Source organism: Burkholderia sp. KL41, assembly GCF_057005415.2.
In genome coordinates this window covers 1,362,299-1,384,408 of the sequence record NZ_CM174446.1, presented here as the reverse complement: position 1 = coordinate 1,384,408, position 22,110 = coordinate 1,362,299, and the positions used below count along the sequence as shown (strand labels likewise).

Here is a 22,110-nt window from a genome sequence, read left to right as displayed (position 1 = left end):
CGCCCGGCTCGCGCGGCATTCAGGCCGGCAGCCGGCCGGCCCGATGCGCGTGACGTGTCGTCAGTGGTGAACTTCGCCGCGTTCGAGCGGCAGGATCAGGCGTTCGGGAATACTGCGGCGCGACGCACGCGCGCCGATGTAATATAGCACGGCCGGCACGATCAGGCCGAGGATCCACGAGATGTCGGTGCCGCCGAGCGCATCGACGAGCGGGCCCGTGTAGATGTGCGTCGACATGAACGGCAACTGCACGAGGATGCCGACCACGTAGATCGTGATCGCCATCACGTTCCAGCGGCCGTAACGGCCGTCCGGATCGGACAGCGCCGGCACGTCGTAGCGCGAGCGCGTGAAGCAGTAGTAGTCGACCAGGTTGATCGCGCTCCAGGGCGTGAAGAACGCGAGCAGGAACAGGATGAACGCGGTGAATTCCTTCAGGAACGAATGGCGGCCCGCGAGCGCGATGAGCGTGGATACGCAGATCATCCCGAAGATGTACACGAGGCGACTCTTCGACGACACGGCGCCCTTGCCGCGGAAGCCGCTGACGATCGTCGCCATCGACATGAAGCTGCCGTAGGCGTTGAGCGCCGTCACCGTCACCTTGCCGAACGCGATGCTGAAGTACAGCAGTGCGGCCACGGCGCCGGTCGAGCCGAGGCCGACGATATACGCCACCTCATGGTGCGCGAACTGGCTGCCGGCCAGTGCGGCCGCGAACACGCCGAACACCATCGCCGCCTGCGCGCCGATCACCGAGCCCAGGCCGACCGCGAGAAACGTCGCGACCGACGACGTCGAGCGCGGCAGGTAACGCGAATAGTCGGCGACGTACGGACCGAACGCGATCTGCCACGACGCGGACAGCGACATCGACAGCAGGAAACTCGCGAGCGAGAAATGCCGGTTCGCGAGCAGCGCGCCGATGTCGTGGTTCGCGAACAGCTGCGTGAACATGTAGACGAACGCGGCGATGCCGATCACGCTCGCGACCCGGCCGACGGCATGGATCGCGCGATAGCCGAACACGGTCAGCACGACGATCACTGCCGCGAACAGCAGGATGCCGGCCGCGTCGTCGACGTGCAGCAACTGCGCGACGGCCTGCCCGGCCAGGACCGAGCCGCTGGCGGAAAAGCCGATGTACATCAGGCACACGAGCACGATCGGGATCATCGCGCCATAGACGCCGAACTGCACGCGGCTCGAGATCATCTGCGGCAAGCCGAGCTGCGGCCCCTGCGCGCCGTGCAGCGCCATCACCGCGCCGCCGACGAACTGGCCGAGCAGCAGCGCGACCAGCGACCAGAACACGTCGCCGCCGAGCACGACGGCGAGCGCGCCCGTGACGATGGCCGTGATCTGCAGGTTGGCCGACAGCCACAGGGTGAACTGGCTCAGCAGGCCGCCGTGGCGCTCGGCGTCGGGAATGAAATCGATCGAACGGACTTCGATCAGGCCGCCGGCTTTTCCACTGGGATTCGTTGACACGGGCAAATCTCCAAAATACTCAGGATCACAAATGGTTCGAACAAGACGGGAAGCTGCGAGCCGCCCTTTCGGCTCTGCGGGTGCGGGGCGCCGTGGATCGCCGGCATGCGCCACGCACGCACGGTTTGCGCGCTGGCGCGCAAGCGGCACGACGTGTGCCGACATTGCCAGCGGATGATCTTGTATATACAACTTGTGAGATATCGGTGATTACCCGGTATCGGCCGATTTTCGAAATCGTCCGAATAATCGGCACAGCTTCGGCCGGTTTTTCCGAAAGCTTGACGTCGGAAAAATGAAAGCTCAGGTGCGCGCGGGCGATGCCTGATCGGGTTCGGCCGTCATGTCGTCGGCGGGGAGCAGGTTCAGCATGCGCCGGGCTGCCTCGATATCGCGCACGTGCAGCCACTCGTCGTAATCGTCGCGGCGCAGGATCACGACGCCCCGCTTCTCTTCGCCGGGCCGATGCATCCGCGCGAACAGCGGGTGCGCGTCGGCGTTGACCGTGAGCATCGCCATGCCCACGCGTTCGCGGCCGTCGGCGCCTTCGTAGCGCCGCCAGATCCCGGCGACGCAGCACGGTTGCCAGCCGGCGACGCCGATCCGGTGCCACACGTTGCGACCGGTTTCGTAACAAGGCTCGACGATCCAGCGCACCGGAATCAGGCAGCGCTGGCCGTTGCGCCACGCTGTGCCGTAGAGCCGCGACGAGCCGACCGTTTCCGCCCGCGCGTTCACCGTATCGAGTTTCTTTCTTTTTCGACCGTGCTCGTCGACCCGCTCGGGCTGCATGAATTTCGGCCAGAAACCGAACACGGCCGCGACGACCTCGAGGCCGTCGCCGTCGGCGCGCGCGACCGGCGCCGCGTAGTCGGGATACACGTCGGGTGCCCAGGGGTCGCGGCGGAACAGGTCGCCGATTCCGATCTTCAGTTCGCTGATGCCCGGGTCTTCATCGGGAGCGCGGTAGTGGGTGCACACGGCTCGGTGGACGGTGGAAGCGATGTCTCCATCGTAGGTCAGCGCAGGCGCCGCGGTCACGCGATCGCTTGGTATGACGAAACAGTTTTACGAAGCGACGGATCGACGCAGCGCCTGGCGCCTCCGGCGCGTGCCGTCATGCGTGCCGCGCGATCCGCAGCGTCAGGATTTCGTCGCCGGCTTCGTCGAGCGTGCCCGTCGGCGTCCAGCCCAGATGCCGGTAGAAGCCGTACGAGCGCGACGACGGATCGGTCGAGCACCCGAGAAACAGCGACGTGAAGCCGTTCGCGGCGAACGCGTCGATCACCTGCCGCAGCAGCCGCTTGCCGATCCCCGCCCCCTCGTATTCGGGCAGGATCGCGAGCACGACGATCTCGCCCGATCCGGTGTCGCCGAAGCAGTAGCCGACCATGCGCCCGTTCGCGCAGCAGACCCGGCCCGAGACCAGGCCGTCCCGGATGCCGTCGCCCCAGCTTTCGACGGTGATGCCGAGGTCGCGCAACTGCGCGTCGGTGAATGCGTTCTCGCGCGTCTTGCCGCGCAGTTCGATGCACGCGGCCGCATCGTCGGGAACGGCCTTGCGCCAGGTGAGTTCAGTCATCGTTCGATTTTTCCGTGGTGCGCCGGCGCGACGCATACAGGCAGATCAGCTCCAGCGCGATCGTCGCGCCGGCCAGCGACGTGATTTCCGCATGATCATACGGCGGCGACACTTCGACCACGTCCATGCCGACCAGGTTGATGCCCTCCAGGTGACGCAGGATCTCGAACGCCTGATGGCTCGACAGCCCGCCCGAGACCGGCGTACCCGTGCCCGGTGCGAACGCCGGATCGAGACAGTCGATGTCGAACGTCAGGTACACGGGATGATCGCCGACCCGGTCGCGAATGCGCGCGGCGATCGCGGCGGGCGTCGACGCATGCACGTGGCGCGCATCCTGGATGTCGAAGCCCATCGGCGCGTCGTTGGTCGTCCGGATGCCGACCTGGGCCGACCGTCCGGGCACGACCCATCCTTCCCGCGCCGCGTGATAGAACATCGTCCCGTGATCGATGCGCTTGACGTCGTGATCGGGCCACGTGTCGGTGTGTGCATCGAAATGCACGAGCGACAGCGGCCCGTGCACTTTCGCGTGCGCCTTCAGCAGCGGATACGTGATGAAGTGATCGCCGCCGAGCGTCAGCATCGCGCAGCCGCGCGCGAGGATTCCGTCGGCATGCCGCTCGATCGCGCCCGGCACCGATTCGGGCTGCCCGAGATCGAACGCGCAATCGCCGTAGTCGACCGTGGCCAGCACGTCGAACGGATCGAACGACCACGGCCACGGGCGCTCCCACGCGATGCCCGTCGACGCGATCCGCAACCCGCGCGGGCCGAAGCGCGTGCCGGGCCGGTGCGAAGCGGCGGAATCGAACGGCACGCCCGTGACCGCGAGGTCGACGCCGTCGAGATCGCGGCTGAAACGCCGGCGCATGAAGCTCGTCGCGCCCGCGAAGGTCGGCTCGGCCTGCGTGCCGTAGAGGCTGTCGCGCGTGAATGCGAAATCGTTCTGGCTCATCGTCGGCTTCCTGTCTGAAGGGGGACGGCCGCGCGGCTGGCGACCTCGTGCCCGATTCTGCCGCCCCGGCATCCGACGAAAAATATGAACTAACATAAGCCGACTTCACGAATTGCGACGTATCGCCATGCTGACCCGCTTGAGAGACATGGATGTGCAGCTGCTGCGGCTCTTTCTGACGATCGTCGAAAGCGGCGGCTTCAGCGCCGCGCAGGGCACGCTCGGCATGGCGCCTTCGACCATCAGCACGCAGATGGCCAAGCTCGAGACGCGTCTCGGGTTCCGGCTGTGCGATCGCGGCAAGAGCGGCTTCCGGCTGACGCCGAAGGGCGAACGCGTGCTGCAGTCGACGCGGCGGCTCCTGCACGCGATGGACGTGTTCACGCGCGATACGCAGCACGTGTCGGGCACGTTGCTCGGCGAGCTGCGTATCGGGCTGTCCGAGCGACTGGCGCCGGACGTCGTCGAATCGATCGCGGCAAGCGTCGGCCGCTTTCGCGAACGGGCGCCGGACGTGCTGATCGAGATGGTCGCGGTACCGCCCGACGAGCTGGAACGCCGGCTGCTGAAAAGCGAACTGCAGCTCGCGATCGGCTATTTTTCCGGCCACCAGGCCGGCCTGCACTACACGCCGCTGTTCGTCGAACACCAGTCGCTGCACTGCGGCGCCCGGCATCCGCTGTTTGCGAAAAAGAACGTGTCGGTCAACGACATCGCGGGCGCGAGCAACGTCGCGCGGCTCTACAAGACGAACACGTCGGGTGCGGCGCTGCGCAACGCGCAGCCGACCGCGTTCTCCGAAAACGTCGACGCCGACGTGATCTTCATCCTGTCCGGCGCGCATGTCGGCTTCCTGCCCGACCATGTCGCGGCGCCGTGGGTCGCCGCCGGGAAGATGCGCCGGCTGCTCGCGAGCAAGCTGAGCCATACGGTGGAATTCCAGCTCGCGACACCGCGCAACTGCGACGGCAGCGAAGCGCTGGAAGCGTTCACGGCGGCGCTCGCCGAACAGTTCGGCGAGCTCGACGGCTTCGCGGGCCCGTGACCGACGCGCGCCGCCCGTTGCGCGTCAGGCGAATAACCGGGTAAGCGGGCGACCGAATGCGCGTCAGGCGAGCCGGTCGGACGCGATGACCTGCACGCCCGGCCGCGCGTCGATCGCCGCGTCGAGCAGCGCGCGGGCAATCCGCGACGCGGGATTCACGCGCCACTTCGCCGGCAACACGGGGCGGGCCACGTTCAACGCGAACACCAGCAGCCGCTCGCCGAGCCTGAATTCGTCGCGGCTGCCGCCGATCAGCCCGGGCCGCACATACGTGAGCGACGCGAACCCGACGCCGGCGAGCGCCTGCTCGACCTCGCCCTTCACGCGGTTGTAGAAGATGCTCGATGCCGGGTCCGCACCGAGTGCGGAATTCAGGACGTAGGCCGGGGTGCCGTGGCGGTGCGCGAGCCGCGCGACCGCGAGCGGATAGTCGTGGTCGACGCGCCGGAACGCCGCCTTCGAGCCGGCAGCCCGCATCGTGGTGCCGAGCGTGCAGATCACGGCATCGGCATGCCACCAGTCGGCCGCGTCGGGCAGATGATCGAAATCGACCTCGATCGCACGCATCTTCGGGTGCGGCGACAACGGGCGGCGCGCGAGGACGATCACCTGATCGACCCGCGCATCGGCGAGCGCGACTTCGAGGACGTGACGCCCGACGAGTCCGGTCGCGCCGACGAGCAGCAATTTCATGTCCGGTTCTTCCGTGTGGAGCCTGCGTTGGCGGAGCGGGAACGCCCCGGTTTCCGGCTTCCCACATGATCGTCGGCCGACTCGGCACCGACAAGCGCCCAACATCTCGAAAAGTTACAGGCCGTACTCATTTCCTGTCTCTGACTTGACGCGGCACGACTCCCGCCAGGCTTCGCCGACGCTTCAGTTCCGCGCACATTCGAGATCTTTACCGCATCAAAGCGCTCGATATTGATATTTATTCGACATTGATACGACAGATGACGCGGCCAATGAAAAAGAGAGCGTTCATTTTTCGCCGTCTTTCGAACCCGGTGTCGGCGTCCGCTACGAACCGGTCGTCTCCTGTCGCGACACGCTCGGCGCGACACCCGTCCAGCGCTCGTATGCCTGCGAGAACGACGACATGTCGCTGAATCCCGGTTCCTGCGCGATTTCCTTGATCGACAGCCGCCCAGGTGACGATGCCGGAGAACGCGGGCCGCTATCCGCTCGAGCAGCCCGGGCTGCCGCAGATGGTCGATGCGATCGATGCGTTCCATCGCGACGTGACGGCGCCCCACGTCGACCTGCGCGCGCCGTCATGACGAACGGCGCAAGCGCCGGCGCGGAATCCGGCGCCGCAAACGAAAAGCCGCCGATGCGCGCGTTGCGCACCGGCGGCTTCGTGTCACCTGCGCCCGTCAGATGTGTAACGCATGCCCGAGCGCACGCAGCGCGGCCTCCTGCAGTGCTTCACCCAGCGTCGGATGCGCATGGATCGTGCCGCCGATGTCCTCCAGCCGCGCGCCCATTTCCAGCGACTGCGAGAACGCCGCGGCCAGCTCCGACACGCCGCGCCCGACCGCTTGCCAGCCGACGATCAGGTGGTTGTCGCGCCGCGCGACCACGCGCACGAAGCCGTCGGTCGCCTGCAGCGTCATCGCGCGCCCGTTCGCCGCGAACGGGAACGACGCGCTCACGCAATCGACACCGGCCGCCCGCGCATCGTCCGGCGACCAGCCGGCCGTGACGATCTCCGGATCGGTGAAGCACACGGCCGGGATCGACGCGGGCATGAACTTGCGGCGCTTCCCGGCGATCAGCTCGGCCACCATCTCGCCCTGCGCCATCGCGCGATGCGCGAGCATCGGCTCGCCAGCGACATCGCCGATCGCCCAGACGTTGCGCATCGACGTCCGGCATTCGTCGTCGATCCACAGCGCGCGGCCGTTGCGATCGAGCGGCAACGACTCGAGCCCGAAACCGTCGACACGCGGCCGGCGGCCAACCGCAACCAGCACGCGATCGGCCGGCAGCGTCTGCTCCGCGCCGTCGGCGGCCTGCACGCGCACCGCGCCCTGTTCCGCCAGGCCGAGCACCTTGTGGCCGAGCAGCAGCCGCACGCCGAGCCGCGCGAGCGAATCGGCAACCGGCCGCGCGAGTTCGGCATCGTACGCGGGCAACACGCGCTCCGCCGCTTCGACGACACTCACGTCGACGCCGAGCTTGCGATAGACGATCCCGAGTTCGAGCCCGATGTATCCGGCCCCGACCACGACCAGCCGCTTCGGCAAGGTCGTGGGCGACAACGCCTCGGTGGACGACACGACATGCCCGCCGAACGGCATCGACGGCAGCGCGACCGGTTCGGAACCGGTCGCGAGCAGCAGGTGCTCGCAGCTGATCCGCGTCGTGTGGCCGCCGGCGACGACGTCGACGGTCTTGCCGTCGACCACCTGTGCGTCGCCGTGCAACACGCGCACGCCGTTCTTCTTGAGCAGCGTGCCGACGCCGCGCGTCAACCGGTCGACGATGCCGTCCTTCCATGCGACGCTTTTCGCGATGTCGATCTCGGGCGTGCGCACGCGAATCCCGAGCGCGCCCTCGCCTGCATGGCCGCGCGCCTGTTCTAATGCGTCGGCCACGTGGATCAGCGCCTTCGACGGAATGCAGCCGATGTTCAGGCACGTGCCGCCGAGGCGGTCGCGCTCGACGAGCACGGTCGGAATGCCGAGCTGGCCGGCGCGAATCGCGGCGACGTAGCCGCCCGGGCCGCCGCCGATCACCAGTAGCGTGGTGTGTTCGTTCTTCATTGCGCTCACTCCACGAACAGCAGTGCCGGGCGCTCGAGCACCGCGCGCACCGCCTGGATGAATTCGGCCGCGTCCGCGCCGTCGACGACACGATGGTCGAACGACGACGACAGGTTCATCATCTTGCGTGCGACGACCGCGCCGTCGCGGATCATCGGCCGCTCGACGATCCGGTTCACGCCGACGATGCCGACCTCGGGATGATTGATGACCGGCGTCGACACGATGCCGCCGAGCGCGCCGAGGCTCGAAATCGTGATCGTCGAGCCGCTCAGTTCGTCGCGCTGCGCGCGGTTCGTGCGCACCGCGTCGGCGAGCCGCGCGATCTCGGCGGAAATCGACCACACGTCCTTCGCTTCCGCGTGCCGCAGCACCGGCACCGTGAGGCCGCCGTCCGTCTGCGTCGCGACGCCCATGTGCACCGCGCCGTAGCGCGTGACGACCCCCGCTTCGTCGTCGAAACGCGCGTTGATCTGCGGAAAGTCGCGCAACGCGATCACCATCGCGCGGATCAGCAGCGGCAGCGGCGTGAGCTTGCCGCGCGTGTCGCCGTAGCGGCGGTTCAGATCCGTACGCAACGATTCGAGCTCGGTGACATCGATCTCCTCGACGTAGCTGAAGTGCGGAATGCGGCGCTTCGCTTCCTGCATCTTGCGCGCGATCGCGCGCCGCAAGCCGATGACCGGCACCTCGGTTTCGTCGTTGCGTTCGTCGTAGCCGTGCACCCGCGATCCGCGCGCGCCGCGCGCCGCACCGCCGCCGGTGCCCGCATACGCATCGAGATCCGCGTGCAGGATCCGTCCGGCGTCCCCCGTGCCGCGCACATAACGCAGCTCGATGCCCATGTCCCATGCGCGCTGGCGCACGGCCGGCGACGCGAGCGGCCGTTCACCCGGCGCGAGTGCCGCGCGCGGCGGCTCCACGTGTTCCTTGCGTTCGGCGTGCTTCGCGTGACGCGGCTCCGCAGGCGCGTGCTTCGCCGCCGGCCTGGCGGGAGACTCTGCCGGCGCGTCGGCCGCCGCCGTCGACGGCGCGGCCGCGACCGGTGCAGTTTCTACCTTTGATTCCCGCACCGGTGCGCCGGCCTTCAGGTTGCCGGCACCTTCGACCTCGAGACGGATCAGCTCGCTGCCGACCGCCATCATCTCGCCGATTCGGCCGCCGAGTTCGATCACCTTGCCCGTCACCGGCGACGGAATCTCGACCGCCGCCTTGTCGGTCATCACATCGGCGAGCGGCTGGTCTTCCTTGATCGTCTGCCCGACTTCCACGTGCCAGGCCACCAGTTCGACCTCGGCAATCCCTTCGCCGATATCCGGCATCTTGATGACATGAATCCCCATCTCACGCCTCCATCACGCGTCGCAACGCTTCACCGACCCGGGCCGGGCCCGGAAAGTACGCCCACTCCTGCGCATGCGGATAGGGCGTGTCCCAGCCCGTCGTGCGCTCGACCGGCGCCTCGAGGTGGTAGAAGCAATGTTCCTGGACCAGCGACACCAGTTCCGCCCCGTAACCGCAGGTGCGCGTCGCCTCGTGCACCACGACGCAGCGCCCGGTCTTGCGCACCGACGCGACGATCGTGTCGAGGTCGAGCGGCCACAGCGTGCGCAGGTCGATCACCTCCGCATCGATGCCGGTCTCCTCGGCCGCGGCGAGCGACACGTGCACCGTCGTGCCGTAGGTCAGCACCGTCACGTCGTTGCCGGGACGCACCACGGCGGCCGTATCGAGCGGCACCGTGTAGTAGCCCTCGGGCACCGCGCTCGACGGATGCTTGAGCCACGACGTGACGGGCCGGTCGTGATGGCCGTCGAACGGCCCGTTGTACAGCCGTTTCGGCTCGAGGAAGATCACCGGATCGTCGTTCTCGATCGACGCGATCAGCAGCCCTTTCGCGTCGTACGGATTCGACGGCATCACCGTGCGCAGCCCGCACACCTGCGTGAACATCGCCTCCGGGCTCTGGCTGTGCGTCTGGCCGCCGTAGATGCCACCGCCGCAGGGCATGCGGATCGTCATCGGTGCGGTGAACTGGCCGGCGGAGCGATAGCGCAGCCGCGCGCCTTCCGACACGATCTGGTCGGATGCCGGGTAGAAATAATCGGCAAACTGGATCTCGCACACCGGGCGCAGCCCGTATGCGCCCATCCCCACCGCCGCGCCGACGATCCCGCTTTCGGAGATCGGCGCATCGAACACGCGCGACTTGCCGTATTTGTTCTGCAGTCCTTCGGTACAGCGGAACACGCCGCCGAAATAACCGACGTCCTGCCCGAACACGACCACGTCGCTGTCGCGCCCGAGCATCACGTCCATCGCCGAGCGCAGCGCCTGGATCATCGTCATCGGCTGCGTTGCCGTGCCTGTCTCGTGTTGCGCCATGATCATGCTCCCAGTTCCTGGCGCTGACGGCGCAGGTGCGCGGGCAGCTCCTTGTAGACGTCGTCGAACATCGAGGCCGGCGACGGAATCCGGTCGTCGGCCAGCGTGCCGAATTTTTCCGCTTCCTTCTGCGCGGCGATCACCTCGGCCTCGAGCTCGGCCGTCAACGCCTCGTGCGCGCTGTCCGACCAGATCCCCTTGACGATCAGGTGGCGCTTGAAGCGTTCGACAGGATCGCCGAGCGGGAAATGGGACCAGTCGTCGCTCGGCCGATATTTGGTCGGATCGTCCGACGTCGAATGCGCGCCCGCACGGTAGGTCACCCACTCGATCAGCGTCGGGCCGAGGTTGCGGCGCGCACGTTCGGCCGCCCAGCTCGACGCCGCGTAGATCGCGAGGAAGTCGTTGCCGTCGACGCGCAGCGACGCGATCCCGCAGCCGACGCCGCGCCCCGCGAACGTCGTGCCCTCGCCGCCCGCGATCGCCTGGAACGTCGAGATCGCCCACTGGTTGTTGACGACGTTCAGCACGACCGGCGCGCGGTACACGTGCGCGAACGTAAGCGCGGTGTGGAAGTCGGATTCGGCCGTCGCGCCGTCGCCGATCCACGCGGACGCGATCTTCGTGTCGCCCTTGATCGCCGACGCCATCGCCCAGCCGACCGCCTGGATGAACTGCGTCGCGAGGTTGCCGGAAATGGAGAAGAAGCCCGCGTCGCGGTCCGAGTACATCACGGGGAGCTGGCGGCCCTTGAGCGGGTCGCCCTCGTTCGACATCAGCTGGCAGATCATGCGCTCGAGCGGCACGTCGCGCGCGATCAGGATGCTCTGCTGGCGGTAGGTCGGGAAGCACATGTCGCCGTCGCGCAGTGCCATCGCATGCGCGGTGCCGATCGCCTCTTCGCCGAGGCTCAGCATGTAGAAGGAGATCTTCTTCTGGCGCTGCGCGATCATCATGCGCGCGTCGAAAATGCGGGTCTTGAGCATCGCGCGCAGGCCGGCGATCAGCCGCGCGTCGTCGAGATCCGGTGCCCACGGGCCGACCGCCTTGCCGCTGTCGTCGAGCACGCGCACGAGGCTGCGGGCGAGATCGGCGGTGTCCGCCGCGGCAACGTCGATCGGCGGGCGGCGAACCGCACCGGCCGGCGATAGATGCAGATAGGAAAAGTCCGTCTTGCAGCCCGGGCGCCCGGTGGGCTCCGGCACATGCAGACGCAATGGCTCTGACAGGCTCATCGTGTCGTCTCCACGCTCGATTGTGTCTCACGCTGTTTGGGAACGCGCGACCGGTTGCCGGCCTGCGCGTGGGCTGACGGGCGGATAAGCACGTCAACCTTCAAAATTTATGCCCTGCGGCGACGGACGTCGATGCCCAAGCCGCTCGATCGCGGTGAGCAGATTTGCCATGACGGGTGCGGGAGGGCCATCGGCACGGCAGGCGGGGTAAACCCATGATGCGTTTGCGGCGGTGCGGTACCCGGTGCGCGGCGCACAGTGCCGGGGCATCGGCGCCGAACGGATCGGCGCACCCGGGCTGCAAGACGACACGAAGCAAAAGACCCCGCGGAATCCTGGATATCCGCGGGGTCTTTTGTCGTCTGTTCGAGCGCGTCAGCGCGCCCTTGGCGATCGTTGCAGCGTGCGACGGATCATGCGTCGGGGCGAAACAGGTCGAACCGGCTGTCGGGCTTGACGTGCACGTAGGCCGACGGGCCGCCCGCGCGCAGAATGATGCCGGCGCCGAACGTGTCGAAGATGCCGTCCTTCAGCAGATCCTGCCGGATATGAACGGCGATGACCTCGCCGAGCACCAGCGACGCCGGCGTTTCCACGCCCTGGTGATCGCGCAGGCGAATCACGTCGGTCACCTTGCATTCGAAGTTGACGCCGCTTTCCGCCACGCGCGGCACGTCGACCAGACGCGACGGCACGGCGGTCAGGCCGCCCAGCTCGAACTCGTTCACGTCGTACGGCACCGCGGCACACGTCTGGTTCATCCGTTCGGCGAGCTCGCGCGTCGCGAGGTTCCATACGAACTCGCCGGTCTCCTGTACGTTGCGCAGGCTGTCCTTCGCGGCGACGCTCGAAAAACCGATGATCGGCGGACGGTAATTGAATGCGTTGAAGAAGCTGTAGGGCGCGAGGTTGACCGTACCGTCGCTGCCGCGCGACGAGATCCAGCCGATCGGGCGCGGGCCCACGATCGCATTCAAGGGATCATGTGCAAGGCCGTGGCCTTGCGACGGTTCGTAATAGTGGTGGGTCGAATCGGTCATGACGGGCGGTCTTGCGGCATGCAAACTGCGTTGGATTCCATCGGCGCATCACACGTGCCGATGACGGTAACGGCGTTCAGTACGACGTGCGCGGCCAGTATCACATGGCATCGCATTCGCTGCCTCGAAGGGCCAGTGGACGCAGACGAACCGCAAGGCACCGTCGCGCGGCTCGAACGACCGGACAAAGGCAGCGCGACAACGGCAACGTTCCACGCTCACGCGCGTCCGGACGCACCAAAAACAAAAAACCCGCGAGCGCATGGCTTCTCGCGGGCTTTCGTACCGTCATCGAATCGCGCTGAAAGCGATCGTGGTGCCGGGGACCGGACTCGAACCGGCAAGCCAGTTAAGGCGGCGGATTTTCGTCACACTGCTTCTTTCAAAGCCGGCGTCGCGGACGCGATGCCGTTCGTGCGCTGGACTATGCCTTCACCGTCGCGCGCGGGCGTGCCTGCTGCCCGTGCGCCTTAGGCGCCCCCCGTCTAGTCTCTACACCTTCCTCGCGGATGCCGCGAGGCTTGGCTCGGCGTTGCCTCGATGCGCGCATCAGGGGTTTCGCCGAATTTGAAGGGTTCTGCACCGACCGTTTCCGGCCGGGCACTCAATCTTTTAAGTCCGCTATGTTTACCAATTTCATCACCCCGGCAAGAGGGCGGACGCGATTCTACCATTGCTTGCGCATGCGTTCCCTTATTCTGCGCCGCCGCATGGCGACATCTCCCGGCGCCGCACGGATTCATCCCGTGCAATCGATGCCGGAATAGCGCCGCCCACGATTTTCTCCCGCGCCGCACCATCCCCGATACAATCGAACCCGCGTCGTCCGGCGGCCCCATCCGTCAGATGTTTGTGTCGTGCTTTTTTGCGAAACAGGCATCGCTTGCGTCATCGCGAAGTCACAAACGTTTTCGATAATTTCCCGGCCGAAAACGTTTACATCGCGCTAGTTAATGACCTCGACCATCAAGGACGTCGCTGCCCTCGCGGGCTTCTCGATCGCCACCGTCTCGCGCGCGATCAACGCACCGCATACCGTCAGCCCCGCCACACTGCAGACCATCCGCACCGCGATCGACACGCTGCAATTCCGTCCGAGCCCGCTCGGCCGGCAACTGCGCGGCGAGCGCACGCGGCTCGTCGGCGTCGTCGTGCCGACGCTGTCGAACCCCGTGTTCGCCGACTGCCTGCAAGGCATCGACGAACTCGCGACCGCGGCCGGCTTCAAGCTGATCCTGATGACGACCGAATACGACGCGGCGCGCGAGCGTCACGCGATCGAGACGCTGCGCGAGCAGCGCGTCGAAGGGCTGATTCTCACCGTCGCCGACGCGGACACGCACCCGCTGCTCGACATGCTCGACCACGAAGGCCCGCACTACGTGCTGATGCACAACGACACGCAGCGCCGCCCGTCGGTGTCGGTCGACAACCGCAGCGCCGCCTATGACGGCGTGCGGCTGCTGACCGCGCGCGGTCACCGCCGCGTGCTGATGCTGGCCGGCTCGCTCGCCGCGTCGGATCGCGCACGCCAGCGCCATCTCGGTTATGCGCAGGCACTCGAGGAAAGCGGCGTTGCCACGCTGCCTCCGGTCGAAGTCGACTTCAACGCGCCCGAGCTGCCCGATGCGGTGCTCGCGCATCTCACCGCACACGCGACGCGCCCGACCGCCCTCTTCTGCAGCAACGACCTGCTCGCGATGGTCGTGATGCGCGGCCTGCGCCGCGCGGGCTTCTCGATCCCGGACGACCTGTCGGTGCTCGGCTTCGACGGGATCGCGATCGGCGAATTGCTCGCGCCGCCGCTCGCAAGCATCGCGACGCCGAACCGCGACATCGGTCGCCACGCGTGGCAACGCCTCGTCGAATGCATCGGCGGCGCGGCAATCGAACGCTCGTCGCTGATCCTGCCGCACGTGGTGCGCGACGGCGCAACCGTCGCGCCGCCGGCCGCCGACCTGCAACTGCGCAAGGCCTGAACGCACGCACCGCCCCTGACCGCCTCACCCCAGCGCCTCACCCTCGCCCGGAGATCTACCGTGTCCTTTCGCCTGACCTCGCTGCTGCGCGCGCTTGCAGCTCCCGTAGCCTGCGCCGCGCTCATCGCCGGCGCGCCCGCCGCCCACGCCGATGAAACGGCGATCTGCTACAACTGCCCGCCCGAATGGGCCGACTGGGCCGCGCAGATCGCCGCGATCAAGCAGAAAACCGGCATCCGCGTGCCGTTCGACAACAAGAACTCGGGTCAGTCGATCGCGCAGCTGATCGCCGAGCAGAAGAGCCCGGTGGCCGACGTCGTCTACCTCGGCGTGTCGTCGGCGTTCCAGGCGAAGGACAAGGGCGTGATCGCGCCGTACAAGCCCGCGCACTGGAACGACATCCCCGCGAACCTGAAGGACCCGCAAGGCTACTGGTTCGCGATCCACTCGGGCACGCTCGGCTTCTTCGTGAACAAGGACGCGCTCGACGGCAAGCCGGTGCCGCGCTCGTGGGCCGACCTGCTGAAGCCGGAATACAAGGGCATGGTCGGTTATCTCGACCCGTCGAGCGCGTTCGTCGGTTATGCGGGCGCAGTCGCCGTGAACCAGGCGCTCGGCGGCAGCCTCGACAACTTCAAGCCGGCGCTCGACTGGTTCAGGAAGCTGAAGGCGAACGCGCCGATCGTGCCGAAGCAGACCGCTTACGCGCGGGTGCTGTCGGGCGAGATTCCGATCCTGCTCGACTACGACTTCGATGCGTATCGCGCGAAGTACAAGGACAGCGCGAACGTCGAGTTCGTGATTCCGAAGGAAGGCACGATCGCGGTGCCGTACGTGATGAGTCTCGTGAAGGGCGCGCCGCACGACGCGAACGGCAGGAAGGTGCTCGACTTCGTGCTGTCCGACGAAGGCCAGAAGCTGTGGGCCAACGCGTACCTGCGTCCGGTTCGCGCACAGGCGCTCGGCGCCGACGTCGCGTCGAAGTTCCTGCCGGCGAGCGAATACGCCCGCGCGAAATCGGTCGACTTCGGCAAGATGGCGGCCGGCCAGCAGGCATTCGGCCAGCAGTACCTGCAAGTGATGCAGTAAGCGCCAGGACGCCACCGATGCTCGACCTGACTTTCCCGCTGCGCTGGCGCGTCGCGCTCGTCGCGCCGGCGCTCGCGGTGTTCGCCGCGTTCTGGCTGCTGCCGATGGCGGCGCTCGTCCGGGTGTCCGCCGACGGCGCATTCTTCCCGCACTACGCGGCCCTGCTCGGCAATGCACGCTACATGAAAAGCCTCGGCGAGACCGTCGCGCTCTCCGCGGGTGTCACGCTCGCGACGCTCGTGCTGTCGACCGTCTCGGGGCTCCTGCTCGCGCGCCGCGAATTCGCGGGCAAGCGCGTGCTGCTCGCGCTGCTCACGTTCCCGCTCGCGTTCCCGGGCGTCGTGGTCGGCTTCATGGTGATCATGCTCGCCGGCCGGCAGGGGCTGATCGGCATGCTGTCCGCGAAGCTCACAGGCGACAAGTGGGTATTCGCGTATTCGGTCGCCGGGCTGTTCGTCGGCTACCTGTACTTCTCGATTCCACGCGTGATCGTCACCGTGATCGCGGCCGCATCGAAGCTCGACGCGTCGCTCGAGGAAGCCGCGCGTTCGCTCGGCGCGTCGCCGTGGCGCATCTTCGTCGACATCGTGCTGCCGGCGCTCGCGCCGGGCCTGATCGCGGCCGGCGCGATCTGCTTCGCGACCGCGATGGGCGCGTTCGGTACCGCATTCACGCTCGCCACCGACCTGAACGTGCTGCCGATGACGATCTACACCGAGTTCACGCTGAACGCGAACATCGCGACGGCGGCCGGCCTGTCGATCGTGCTCGGCATCGTCACCTGGGCCGTGCTCGCGCTCGCGCGCCGCTTCACCGGCCACACCGCCGCCGCCGCGGCCTGAGGATTTCCGCATGCAATCGCTTTCCGGCTCTTCCGCGCCGTCGCCGTCGCCTTCGCCGGCACCGGCTCCCGCGCAGGTGAACGGCATCGCCCGCCGCGCGCCGCGCGTCACCGGCGCGCGCATGATCGCCGCGCTGCAATGGGGCGTCACGCTGCTGCTGTGCGCGTTCCTGATCGTGCCCGTCGTGATGTCGGTGCTCGCCGGCCTCACCGTCAACTACTTTCGCGGCCTGTCGAGCGGCCTCACGCTGCGCTGGCTGGAACAAGTGTGGCAGCAGTATCACGGCTCGGTCGCGCTGTCGCTCTACGTCGCGTTCGCGACGCTCGCGATCGTGCTCGCCGTCGGCGTGCCGGCCGGCTATGCGCTCGCGCGCAGCAAGCACCGCGTCGCACGCGCGATCGAGGAGGCGCTGGTGCTGCCCGTCGCGCTGCCCGGCCTCGCGTCGGCGCTCGCGCTGCTGGTCGTCTACGGCGGCTTCACCGCGTTCCGGATGAGCCCGTGGTTCATCGTCGCCGGCCACGTCGTGTTTACGCTGCCGTTCATGGTGCGCGCAGTGGCAGCCGTCGCGGCCGGCGCCGACCTGCGCACGCTCGAGGAAGGTGCGGCCAGCCTCGGCGCATCGTTCGTCACGCGCTTCGTCACGATCGTGCTGCCGAACCTGCGCCCCGGCATCGTCGCGGGCGCGCTCGCGGTGCTCACGCTGTCGATCGGCGAATTCAACCTCACGTGGATGCTGCACACGCCCGACACCAAGACGCTGCCGGTCGGCCTCGCCGATACCTATGCGTCGCTGCGCCTCGAAGTCGGCAGCGCGTACACGATCCTGTTCCTGCTGATGACGCTGCCGCTGCTCGTCGCGATGCAGTGGCTCGGCGTCGATCCATCCGGCACGCGTGCGCTCAAGAAGCGTCCGCGCTGAATTTCTCGCAGACATGAAACTCGATTCCACTCCCATCACCCTGACCCGCTGTGCGAAGACGTTCCGCGGCACGCGCGTGCTCGAACCGCTCGACCTGTCGATCGGCGCGGGCGAAACGCTCGTGCTGCTCGGGCCGTCGGGCTGCGGCAAGACGACCACGCTGCGCCTGATCTCGGGCCTCGACACGCCGGACGCCGGCGGCACGATCGCCTTCGGCCATGACGACGTCACCGCGTTGCCGATCGAGCGCCGGCAGGTCGGCATGGTGTTCCAGAACTACGCGCTGTTTCCGAACCTGACGGTGCGCGGCAACGTCGGCTACGGGCTGAAGATCCGCAAGACCGAGCCGCGTGCGCTGCGCGAGCGCGTCGACGAGCTGCTCGCGATGATGCGGCTCGACGCGCATGCGGACAAGCCGGTCGACCAGCTGTCGGGCGGCCAGCGCCAGCGCGTCGCGCTGGCCCGCGCGCTGGCGGTGCGACCGCGCGTGCTGCTGCTCGACGAGCCGCTGACCGCGCTCGACGCGAAGCTGCGCGACGTGCTGCGTCGCGAGATGAATGCGCTGCTGCGCGAGCTCGGCGTGACGACGGTCTACGTGACGCACGACCAGGCCGAAGCGATGGAACTCGGCGACCGGATCGTCGTGATGGGCGCGGGCCGCATCGAGCAGATCGGCACGCCGCGCGACATCTACTACCACCCGGCGAACCGCACGGTCGCGCAGTTCATCGGCACGCTGAGCCGGCTCACCGGGCAGTGGCGCGACGGCACGCTGGTGACCACGGGCGGCGCGATCGTCACGCCGCACGCGGCCGACGAGTGGTTCTTCCGCCCCGAGGATGCGCAACTCGCCGATCCCGCGCATGCGCCGCTGCGCGGCGCGGTCAGCGCGTGCGCGTTCCTCGGCGAGCGCACACGGCTCACGATCGAGCACGCGGCCCCCGATGCGCTCGTGATCGACGTGCCGGGCCGCATCGCGCTCGCACGCGGTACGGCGGTCGGCCTCGCGATCGCACCGGAAGGCCTGATCGCGCTCGGCGCGTAATCCATCGTTCGGGCATCATTCATGCAGCCCCCTACCGCGGCGCGCGACGCCGTCGCGACAACAACCAGACGATTCCGAGGAACGACGATGCTGCTTGCTCAAATCAGCGATCTCCACATCAAGCGTCCGGGCCAGCTCGCGTACCGGCGCGTCGACACGGCGGCCGCGCTCGCGCGCTGCATCGACAGACTGAACGCGCTCGTGCCGCGCCCCGACGTCGTGCTCGTCACCGGCGACCTCACCGACTTCGGCCACGATGAAGAGTACGGCAACCTGCGCGGGCTGCTCGCGGCGCTCGAGATTCCGTACTACCTGATGATCGGCAATCACGACGACCGCGCCGGGCTGCGCCGCGCGTTTGCCGATCGCGCCGAGCTGCAGGATGGCGAATTCGTGCAGTACGCGCTCGACGTCGGCACGGTGCGCGTGCTCGCGCTCGATTCGCAGGTGCCCGGCGCAAGCCACGGCGACCTGTGCGACGCACGGCTCGCGTGGCTCGCCGCGCAGCTCGACGCCGCGCGCGACCGGCCCGTGATCGTCGCGCTGCATCATCCACCGTTCGCGGCGGGAATCGGCCACATGGACAAGCTGCGCCTCGCGCCCGCCGCCGCCGCGAAACTCGACGCGTTGCTGCGCGCTCATCCGAACGTCGAGCGCGTGCTGTGCGGCCACGTGCATCGCACGATGTTCACGCGCTTCGGCGGCACGCTCGCGTCCGCGGTGCCGTCGCCCGCGCATCAGGTCGCCTTCGACCTGCGAACCGACGCGCCGTCCGCGTTCCGGCTCGAGCCGCCGGCGTTCGCGGTTCACCGCCATGCGCCCGATACGGGGATGACGTCGCATCACGTGTATGTCGATGAAGGCGCCGGGCCTTATCCGTTCTACGAGCCGACGGGCGAGCTGGTCGATTGACGGAGTAAAGCGCGCGCGATGACGGGGCGGCGGACGGCCGGTTTGCCGGTTTGCCGGTTTGCCGGTTTGCCGACTCTGCCGACTCTGCCGACCTGCCGATCTGCCGACTCTGCCGGTCCACCGCACGCCCGGCAGGATTCACGCCGCTCCGGTATGATCGGCAGCCTTGACCGGCCCCCCGCCCGCTTGCGCACCCGATGCGTGCGCCGCGCGCCGCGCCGCCCCACTCCGTCCGCGCAGCCATGTCCACCGCCTCCACCGACCATCCGACCGACGCCGCCTCGCCCCACTATTCGCGCAGCCTGCTGTTGCTGCTCGCGACGATCGCGGGCGTATCCGTCGCGAACATCTATTACAACCAGCCGCTGCTCGACAGCTTCCGCTCCGCGTTTCCCGACGGCGCCTCGTGGATCGGCGCGGTGCCGACCGCGACGCAGCTCGGCTATGCGGCCGGCATGTTCCTGCTCGCGCCGCTCGGCGACCGCTTCGACCGCCGCCGGCTGATCCTGATGCAGATCGCCGGCCTGTCGGTCGCGCTGATCGTCGCGGCCGCCGCGCCGTCGCTGGCCGTGCTCGCCGTCGCGAGCCTCGCGATCGGCGTACTCGCGACGATCGCGCAGCAGGCCGTGCCGTTCGCCGCCGAGATCGCGCCGCCGGCCGAGCGCGGACACGCGGTCGGCACCGTGATGAGCGGCCTGCTGCTCGGCATCCTGCTCGCGCGCACCGCCGCCGGCTTCGTCGCCGAATATTTCGGCTGGCGCGCGGTGTTCGCCGCGTCGGTCGCGGCGCTCGTCGCGCTCGCCGCCGTGATCGTGCTGCGGTTGCCGCGCAGCTCGCCGACGTCGACGCTGTCGTACGGCAAGCTGCTCGGCTCGATGTGGCATCTGGCGGTCGAACTGCGCGGGCTGCGCGAGGCGTCTTTGACGGGCGCCGCGCTGTTCGCGGCATTCAGCGCATTCTGGCCCGTGCTCACGCTGCTGCTCGCCGGCGCGCCGTTCCATCTCGGCCCGCAGGCAGCCGGCCTGTTCGGGATCGTCGGGGCGGCGGGCGCCCTCGCGGCGCCCTACGCGGGCCGCTTCGCGGACAAGCGCGGCCCGCGCGCGATCATCTCGCTCGCGATCGCGCTGCTCGCGCTGTCGTTCGTGATCTTCGCGCTGTCGGGCTCGAGCCTCGTCGGGCTCGTGATCGGCGTGATCGTGCTGGACGTCGGCGTACAGGCCGCGCAGATCTCGAACCAGTCGCGCATCTATGCGCTGAAGCCCGAGGCGCGCAGCCGCGTGAACACGGTGTACATGGTGTGCTATTTCATCGGCGGCGCGCTCGGCTCGTCGGCCGGTGTGGCCGCATGGCACGCGTTCGGCTGGATCGGCTTGTGCGCGACCGGGCTGGCGTTCACCGCGCTGGCGGGCTGGTTCCACCATCGCGGCGGCCGGCGCGACTAAGCGCGACCGGCCACGGCGGCGTCACGCGTCGGTGCGGGGCGCTGCGGGCTCGGCGGCGGGCGGCGGCGCGAACGCCGGCGCCGGATCCACGACCCCGGCGGGGTCCATCACGGCAGCCGGGGTCGGCACGGCCAGCGGAACGGCGGAAGGCGCCAGGATCGGTGCCGCATCCGGCACCGCGATCTGCTCGGGTGCGGACGAAGCCTCCGCCGCCGACGTGGCTGCCGCGGCCGCCGAACCGGCGGCTGCCGCGCGCGCCGCGGGCCGGCGAGCCGGATCGAACACGAACGACAACCCGACGCTGCCGAGGATCGCGACGGTCGCGACCACGGTCGCCATCGTCACCGGCTCGCCCAGCAGCAGCGCACCGAGCGCGACCGCGACGATCGGGTTCACGTACATGCAGCTGCTCGCGATGATCGGGCTCGTGTGGCGGATCAGGTAGCCGTACGCAACGTACGCGGCCATCGTGCAGAACACCATCAGGTACAGGAACGCGAACACCGGCCCCACCATCACGTGCTCGATGCGCTCGCCGATCAGCCAGGCGACGAGCGTCGAGATCATGCCGCCCAGGCCGATCTGCAGCGACGTGGACAGGAACAGGTCGGACGGAAGCTTGAGCCGCGTCGCGAGATGCGCGCCGCCGGCCCAGAACAGTGCGCCGGCCAGCACGCAGATCGTGCCGAGCGCCGAATTCTGCGCGGCCGCGCCGCCCGAATTCAGCACGACGATGCCGACCATCCCGAGCGCGACGGCCGCCCACTCGCCTTTCGTGACCGGCCGCCCGGCGACCGCCGCGATCACGGTCGCGAACAGCGGCACCGTGGCCACCATCACCGCGGCCGAGCCGCTGCTGACCGAACTGATCCCGAGCGCGATCGTGCCGGACGACAGCGCGACGAGCATTGTGCCGACGATCCCCGCATTGCGGATTTCCAGCAGCGTCGGCCATTCGGGCTTGCGCCGCAGCGCGAAGATGAACAGGCCGATCCCGCCGAGCAGGTTGCGCAGCCCCGACAGCAGCAGCGGCGGGAACGACTGCAGCGCGAAATGCAGGCCGCTGTAGGTCGAACCCCAGACGAAATAGATGAACACGAGCGCCAGCGCGACGCGGCCGCCGCGGCTTTGCGGCAGGCGGATCCGGAACGAGAAGCGGGCGAAGAAATCGAGGAGACGGTCGAGCGGCGTCATCGCGCAGCCTGCCCGCACGTCGCGCCGCGTGCTCCGCTGAAAGACGCCGGCGACGCCGGCAAACGGCCCTGGCGGGACCGGGAAGGCAGAGCGAACGTGCGGAACGACATGGCAGTGCGAACGGCGACGAAAGAGAACCGGCAGGCGGCGGCAGAGGGACAAAAAAAATGCGCGCAACCGCTTC

At 68.3% G+C, this 22,110-nt stretch carries 20 protein-coding genes; 9 read left to right on the top strand and 11 right to left on the bottom strand.

Features of this window, described 5'->3' with window-relative positions; all coding sequences use genetic code 11:
• Positions 1-60: 60 nt before the first annotated feature.
• The 4 genes from PQB87_RS06570 to speB form a co-directional block, all read right to left on the bottom strand.
• The gene (locus PQB87_RS06570; protein ID WP_059590143.1) at positions 61-1,491 is read right to left on the bottom strand and encodes a purine-cytosine permease family protein; all 1,431 of its coding nucleotides are present in this window, start codon (positions 1,489-1,491) and stop codon (positions 61-63) included.
• A 303-nt stretch (positions 1,492-1,794) separates the two neighbouring features.
• Positions 1,795-2,472 (bottom strand): SOS response-associated peptidase family protein, encoded by a 678-nt coding sequence (locus PQB87_RS06565; RefSeq protein WP_111939694.1) that lies wholly within the window; start codon positions 2,470-2,472, stop codon positions 1,795-1,797.
• A 136-nt stretch (positions 2,473-2,608) separates the two neighbouring features.
• On the bottom strand, positions 2,609-3,073 hold the full coding sequence (locus PQB87_RS06560) for a GNAT family N-acetyltransferase (protein ID WP_489242708.1): 465 nt from the start codon (positions 3,071-3,073) through the stop codon (positions 2,609-2,611).
• Positions 3,066-4,031 carry an agmatinase gene (speB, locus tag PQB87_RS06555; RefSeq protein ID WP_489242707.1) on the bottom strand — a complete coding sequence of 322 codons (966 nt, stop codon included), beginning with the start codon at positions 4,029-4,031 and terminating at the stop codon, positions 3,066-3,068. The genes PQB87_RS06560 and speB overlap by 8 nt, the downstream gene beginning before the upstream one ends.
• Positions 4,032-4,158: 127 nt before the next feature.
• Here speB and PQB87_RS06550 point away from each other — a divergent pair, with 127 nt between their 5' ends.
• Positions 4,159-5,076: a LysR family transcriptional regulator gene (locus PQB87_RS06550; RefSeq protein ID WP_136469963.1), complete on the top strand. Its 918-nt coding sequence runs from the start codon at positions 4,159-4,161 to the stop codon at positions 5,074-5,076.
• A gap of 63 nt (positions 5,077-5,139) precedes the next feature.
• Here the strand turns inward: PQB87_RS06550 and PQB87_RS06545 are convergent, their stop codons facing one another.
• Entirely contained in the window at positions 5,140-5,769 is a 630-nt protein-coding gene (locus PQB87_RS06545; protein ID WP_059620729.1) for an NAD(P)H-binding protein, read from the bottom strand.
• Between the two features lie 458 nt (positions 5,770-6,227).
• Here PQB87_RS06545 and PQB87_RS06540 point away from each other — a divergent pair, with 458 nt between their 5' ends.
• Positions 6,228-6,356: a hypothetical protein gene (locus PQB87_RS06540; RefSeq protein ID WP_269145793.1), complete on the top strand. Its 129-nt coding sequence runs from the start codon at positions 6,228-6,230 to the stop codon at positions 6,354-6,356.
• A gap of 96 nt (positions 6,357-6,452) precedes the next feature.
• Here the strand turns inward: PQB87_RS06540 and lpdA are convergent, their stop codons facing one another.
• From lpdA to PQB87_RS06515, 5 genes are all read right to left on the bottom strand, one after another.
• The gene (gene lpdA, locus PQB87_RS06535) at positions 6,453-7,844 is read right to left on the bottom strand and encodes a dihydrolipoyl dehydrogenase (RefSeq protein WP_489242706.1); all 1,392 of its coding nucleotides are present in this window, start codon (positions 7,842-7,844) and stop codon (positions 6,453-6,455) included.
• A 5-nt stretch (positions 7,845-7,849) separates the two neighbouring features.
• On the bottom strand, positions 7,850-9,187 hold the full coding sequence (locus tag PQB87_RS06530) for a dihydrolipoamide acetyltransferase family protein (RefSeq protein ID WP_489242705.1): 1,338 nt from the start codon (positions 9,185-9,187) through the stop codon (positions 7,850-7,852).
• 1 nt (position 9,188) lies between these two features.
• Positions 9,189-10,229 (bottom strand): alpha-ketoacid dehydrogenase subunit beta, encoded by a 1,041-nt coding sequence (locus PQB87_RS06525; RefSeq protein WP_059681919.1) that lies wholly within the window; start codon positions 10,227-10,229, stop codon positions 9,189-9,191.
• 2 nt (positions 10,230-10,231) lie between these two features.
• Positions 10,232-11,464, bottom strand: coding sequence for a 3-methyl-2-oxobutanoate dehydrogenase (2-methylpropanoyl-transferring) subunit alpha (locus tag PQB87_RS06520; protein ID WP_027787930.1), 1,233 nt, complete (start codon positions 11,462-11,464; stop codon positions 10,232-10,234).
• Positions 11,465-11,877: 413 nt separating this feature from the next.
• On the bottom strand, positions 11,878-12,504 hold the full coding sequence (locus PQB87_RS06515; protein ID WP_175829461.1) for a flavin reductase family protein: 627 nt from the start codon (positions 12,502-12,504) through the stop codon (positions 11,878-11,880).
• Positions 12,505-13,457: 953 nt separating this feature from the next.
• On the opposite strand from PQB87_RS06515, the gene PQB87_RS06510 reads away from it, so the two are divergent.
• The 7 genes from PQB87_RS06510 to PQB87_RS06480 all read left to right on the top strand — a co-directional run bounded on the left by PQB87_RS06510 (position 13,458) and on the right by PQB87_RS06480 (position 20,732).
• Positions 13,458-14,483, top strand: a complete 1,026-nt coding sequence (locus tag PQB87_RS06510) for a LacI family DNA-binding transcriptional regulator (protein ID WP_489242704.1) — start codon at positions 13,458-13,460, stop codon at positions 14,481-14,483.
• A gap of 60 nt (positions 14,484-14,543) precedes the next feature.
• Entirely contained in the window at positions 14,544-15,572 is a 1,029-nt protein-coding gene (locus PQB87_RS06505; RefSeq protein ID WP_021159576.1) for an ABC transporter substrate-binding protein, read from the top strand.
• 17 nt (positions 15,573-15,589) lie between these two features.
• A complete protein-coding gene (locus tag PQB87_RS06500; RefSeq protein WP_124918624.1) occupies positions 15,590-16,414 on the top strand; it encodes an ABC transporter permease in 825 nt (274 codons plus the stop codon).
• A 10-nt stretch (positions 16,415-16,424) separates the two neighbouring features.
• Positions 16,425-17,333: an ABC transporter permease gene (locus PQB87_RS06495; protein ID WP_489242703.1), complete on the top strand. Its 909-nt coding sequence runs from the start codon at positions 16,425-16,427 to the stop codon at positions 17,331-17,333.
• 13 nt (positions 17,334-17,346) lie between these two features.
• Positions 17,347-18,378: an ABC transporter ATP-binding protein gene (locus tag PQB87_RS06490; RefSeq protein WP_489242702.1), complete on the top strand. Its 1,032-nt coding sequence runs from the start codon at positions 17,347-17,349 to the stop codon at positions 18,376-18,378.
• Between the two features lie 87 nt (positions 18,379-18,465).
• On the top strand, positions 18,466-19,290 hold the full coding sequence (locus PQB87_RS06485; protein WP_489242701.1) for a phosphodiesterase: 825 nt from the start codon (positions 18,466-18,468) through the stop codon (positions 19,288-19,290).
• Between the two features lie 242 nt (positions 19,291-19,532).
• The gene (locus tag PQB87_RS06480; protein ID WP_048024444.1) at positions 19,533-20,732 is read left to right on the top strand and encodes an MFS transporter; all 1,200 of its coding nucleotides are present in this window, start codon (positions 19,533-19,535) and stop codon (positions 20,730-20,732) included.
• Positions 20,733-20,753: 21 nt separating this feature from the next.
• Here PQB87_RS06480 and PQB87_RS06475 read toward each other — a convergent pair whose 3' ends face one another.
• Complete coding sequence (locus PQB87_RS06475) at positions 20,754-21,926, bottom strand: EamA family transporter (protein ID WP_059681908.1); 1,173 nt, start codon at positions 21,924-21,926, stop codon at positions 20,754-20,756.
• Positions 21,927-22,110 lie beyond the last annotated feature (184 nt).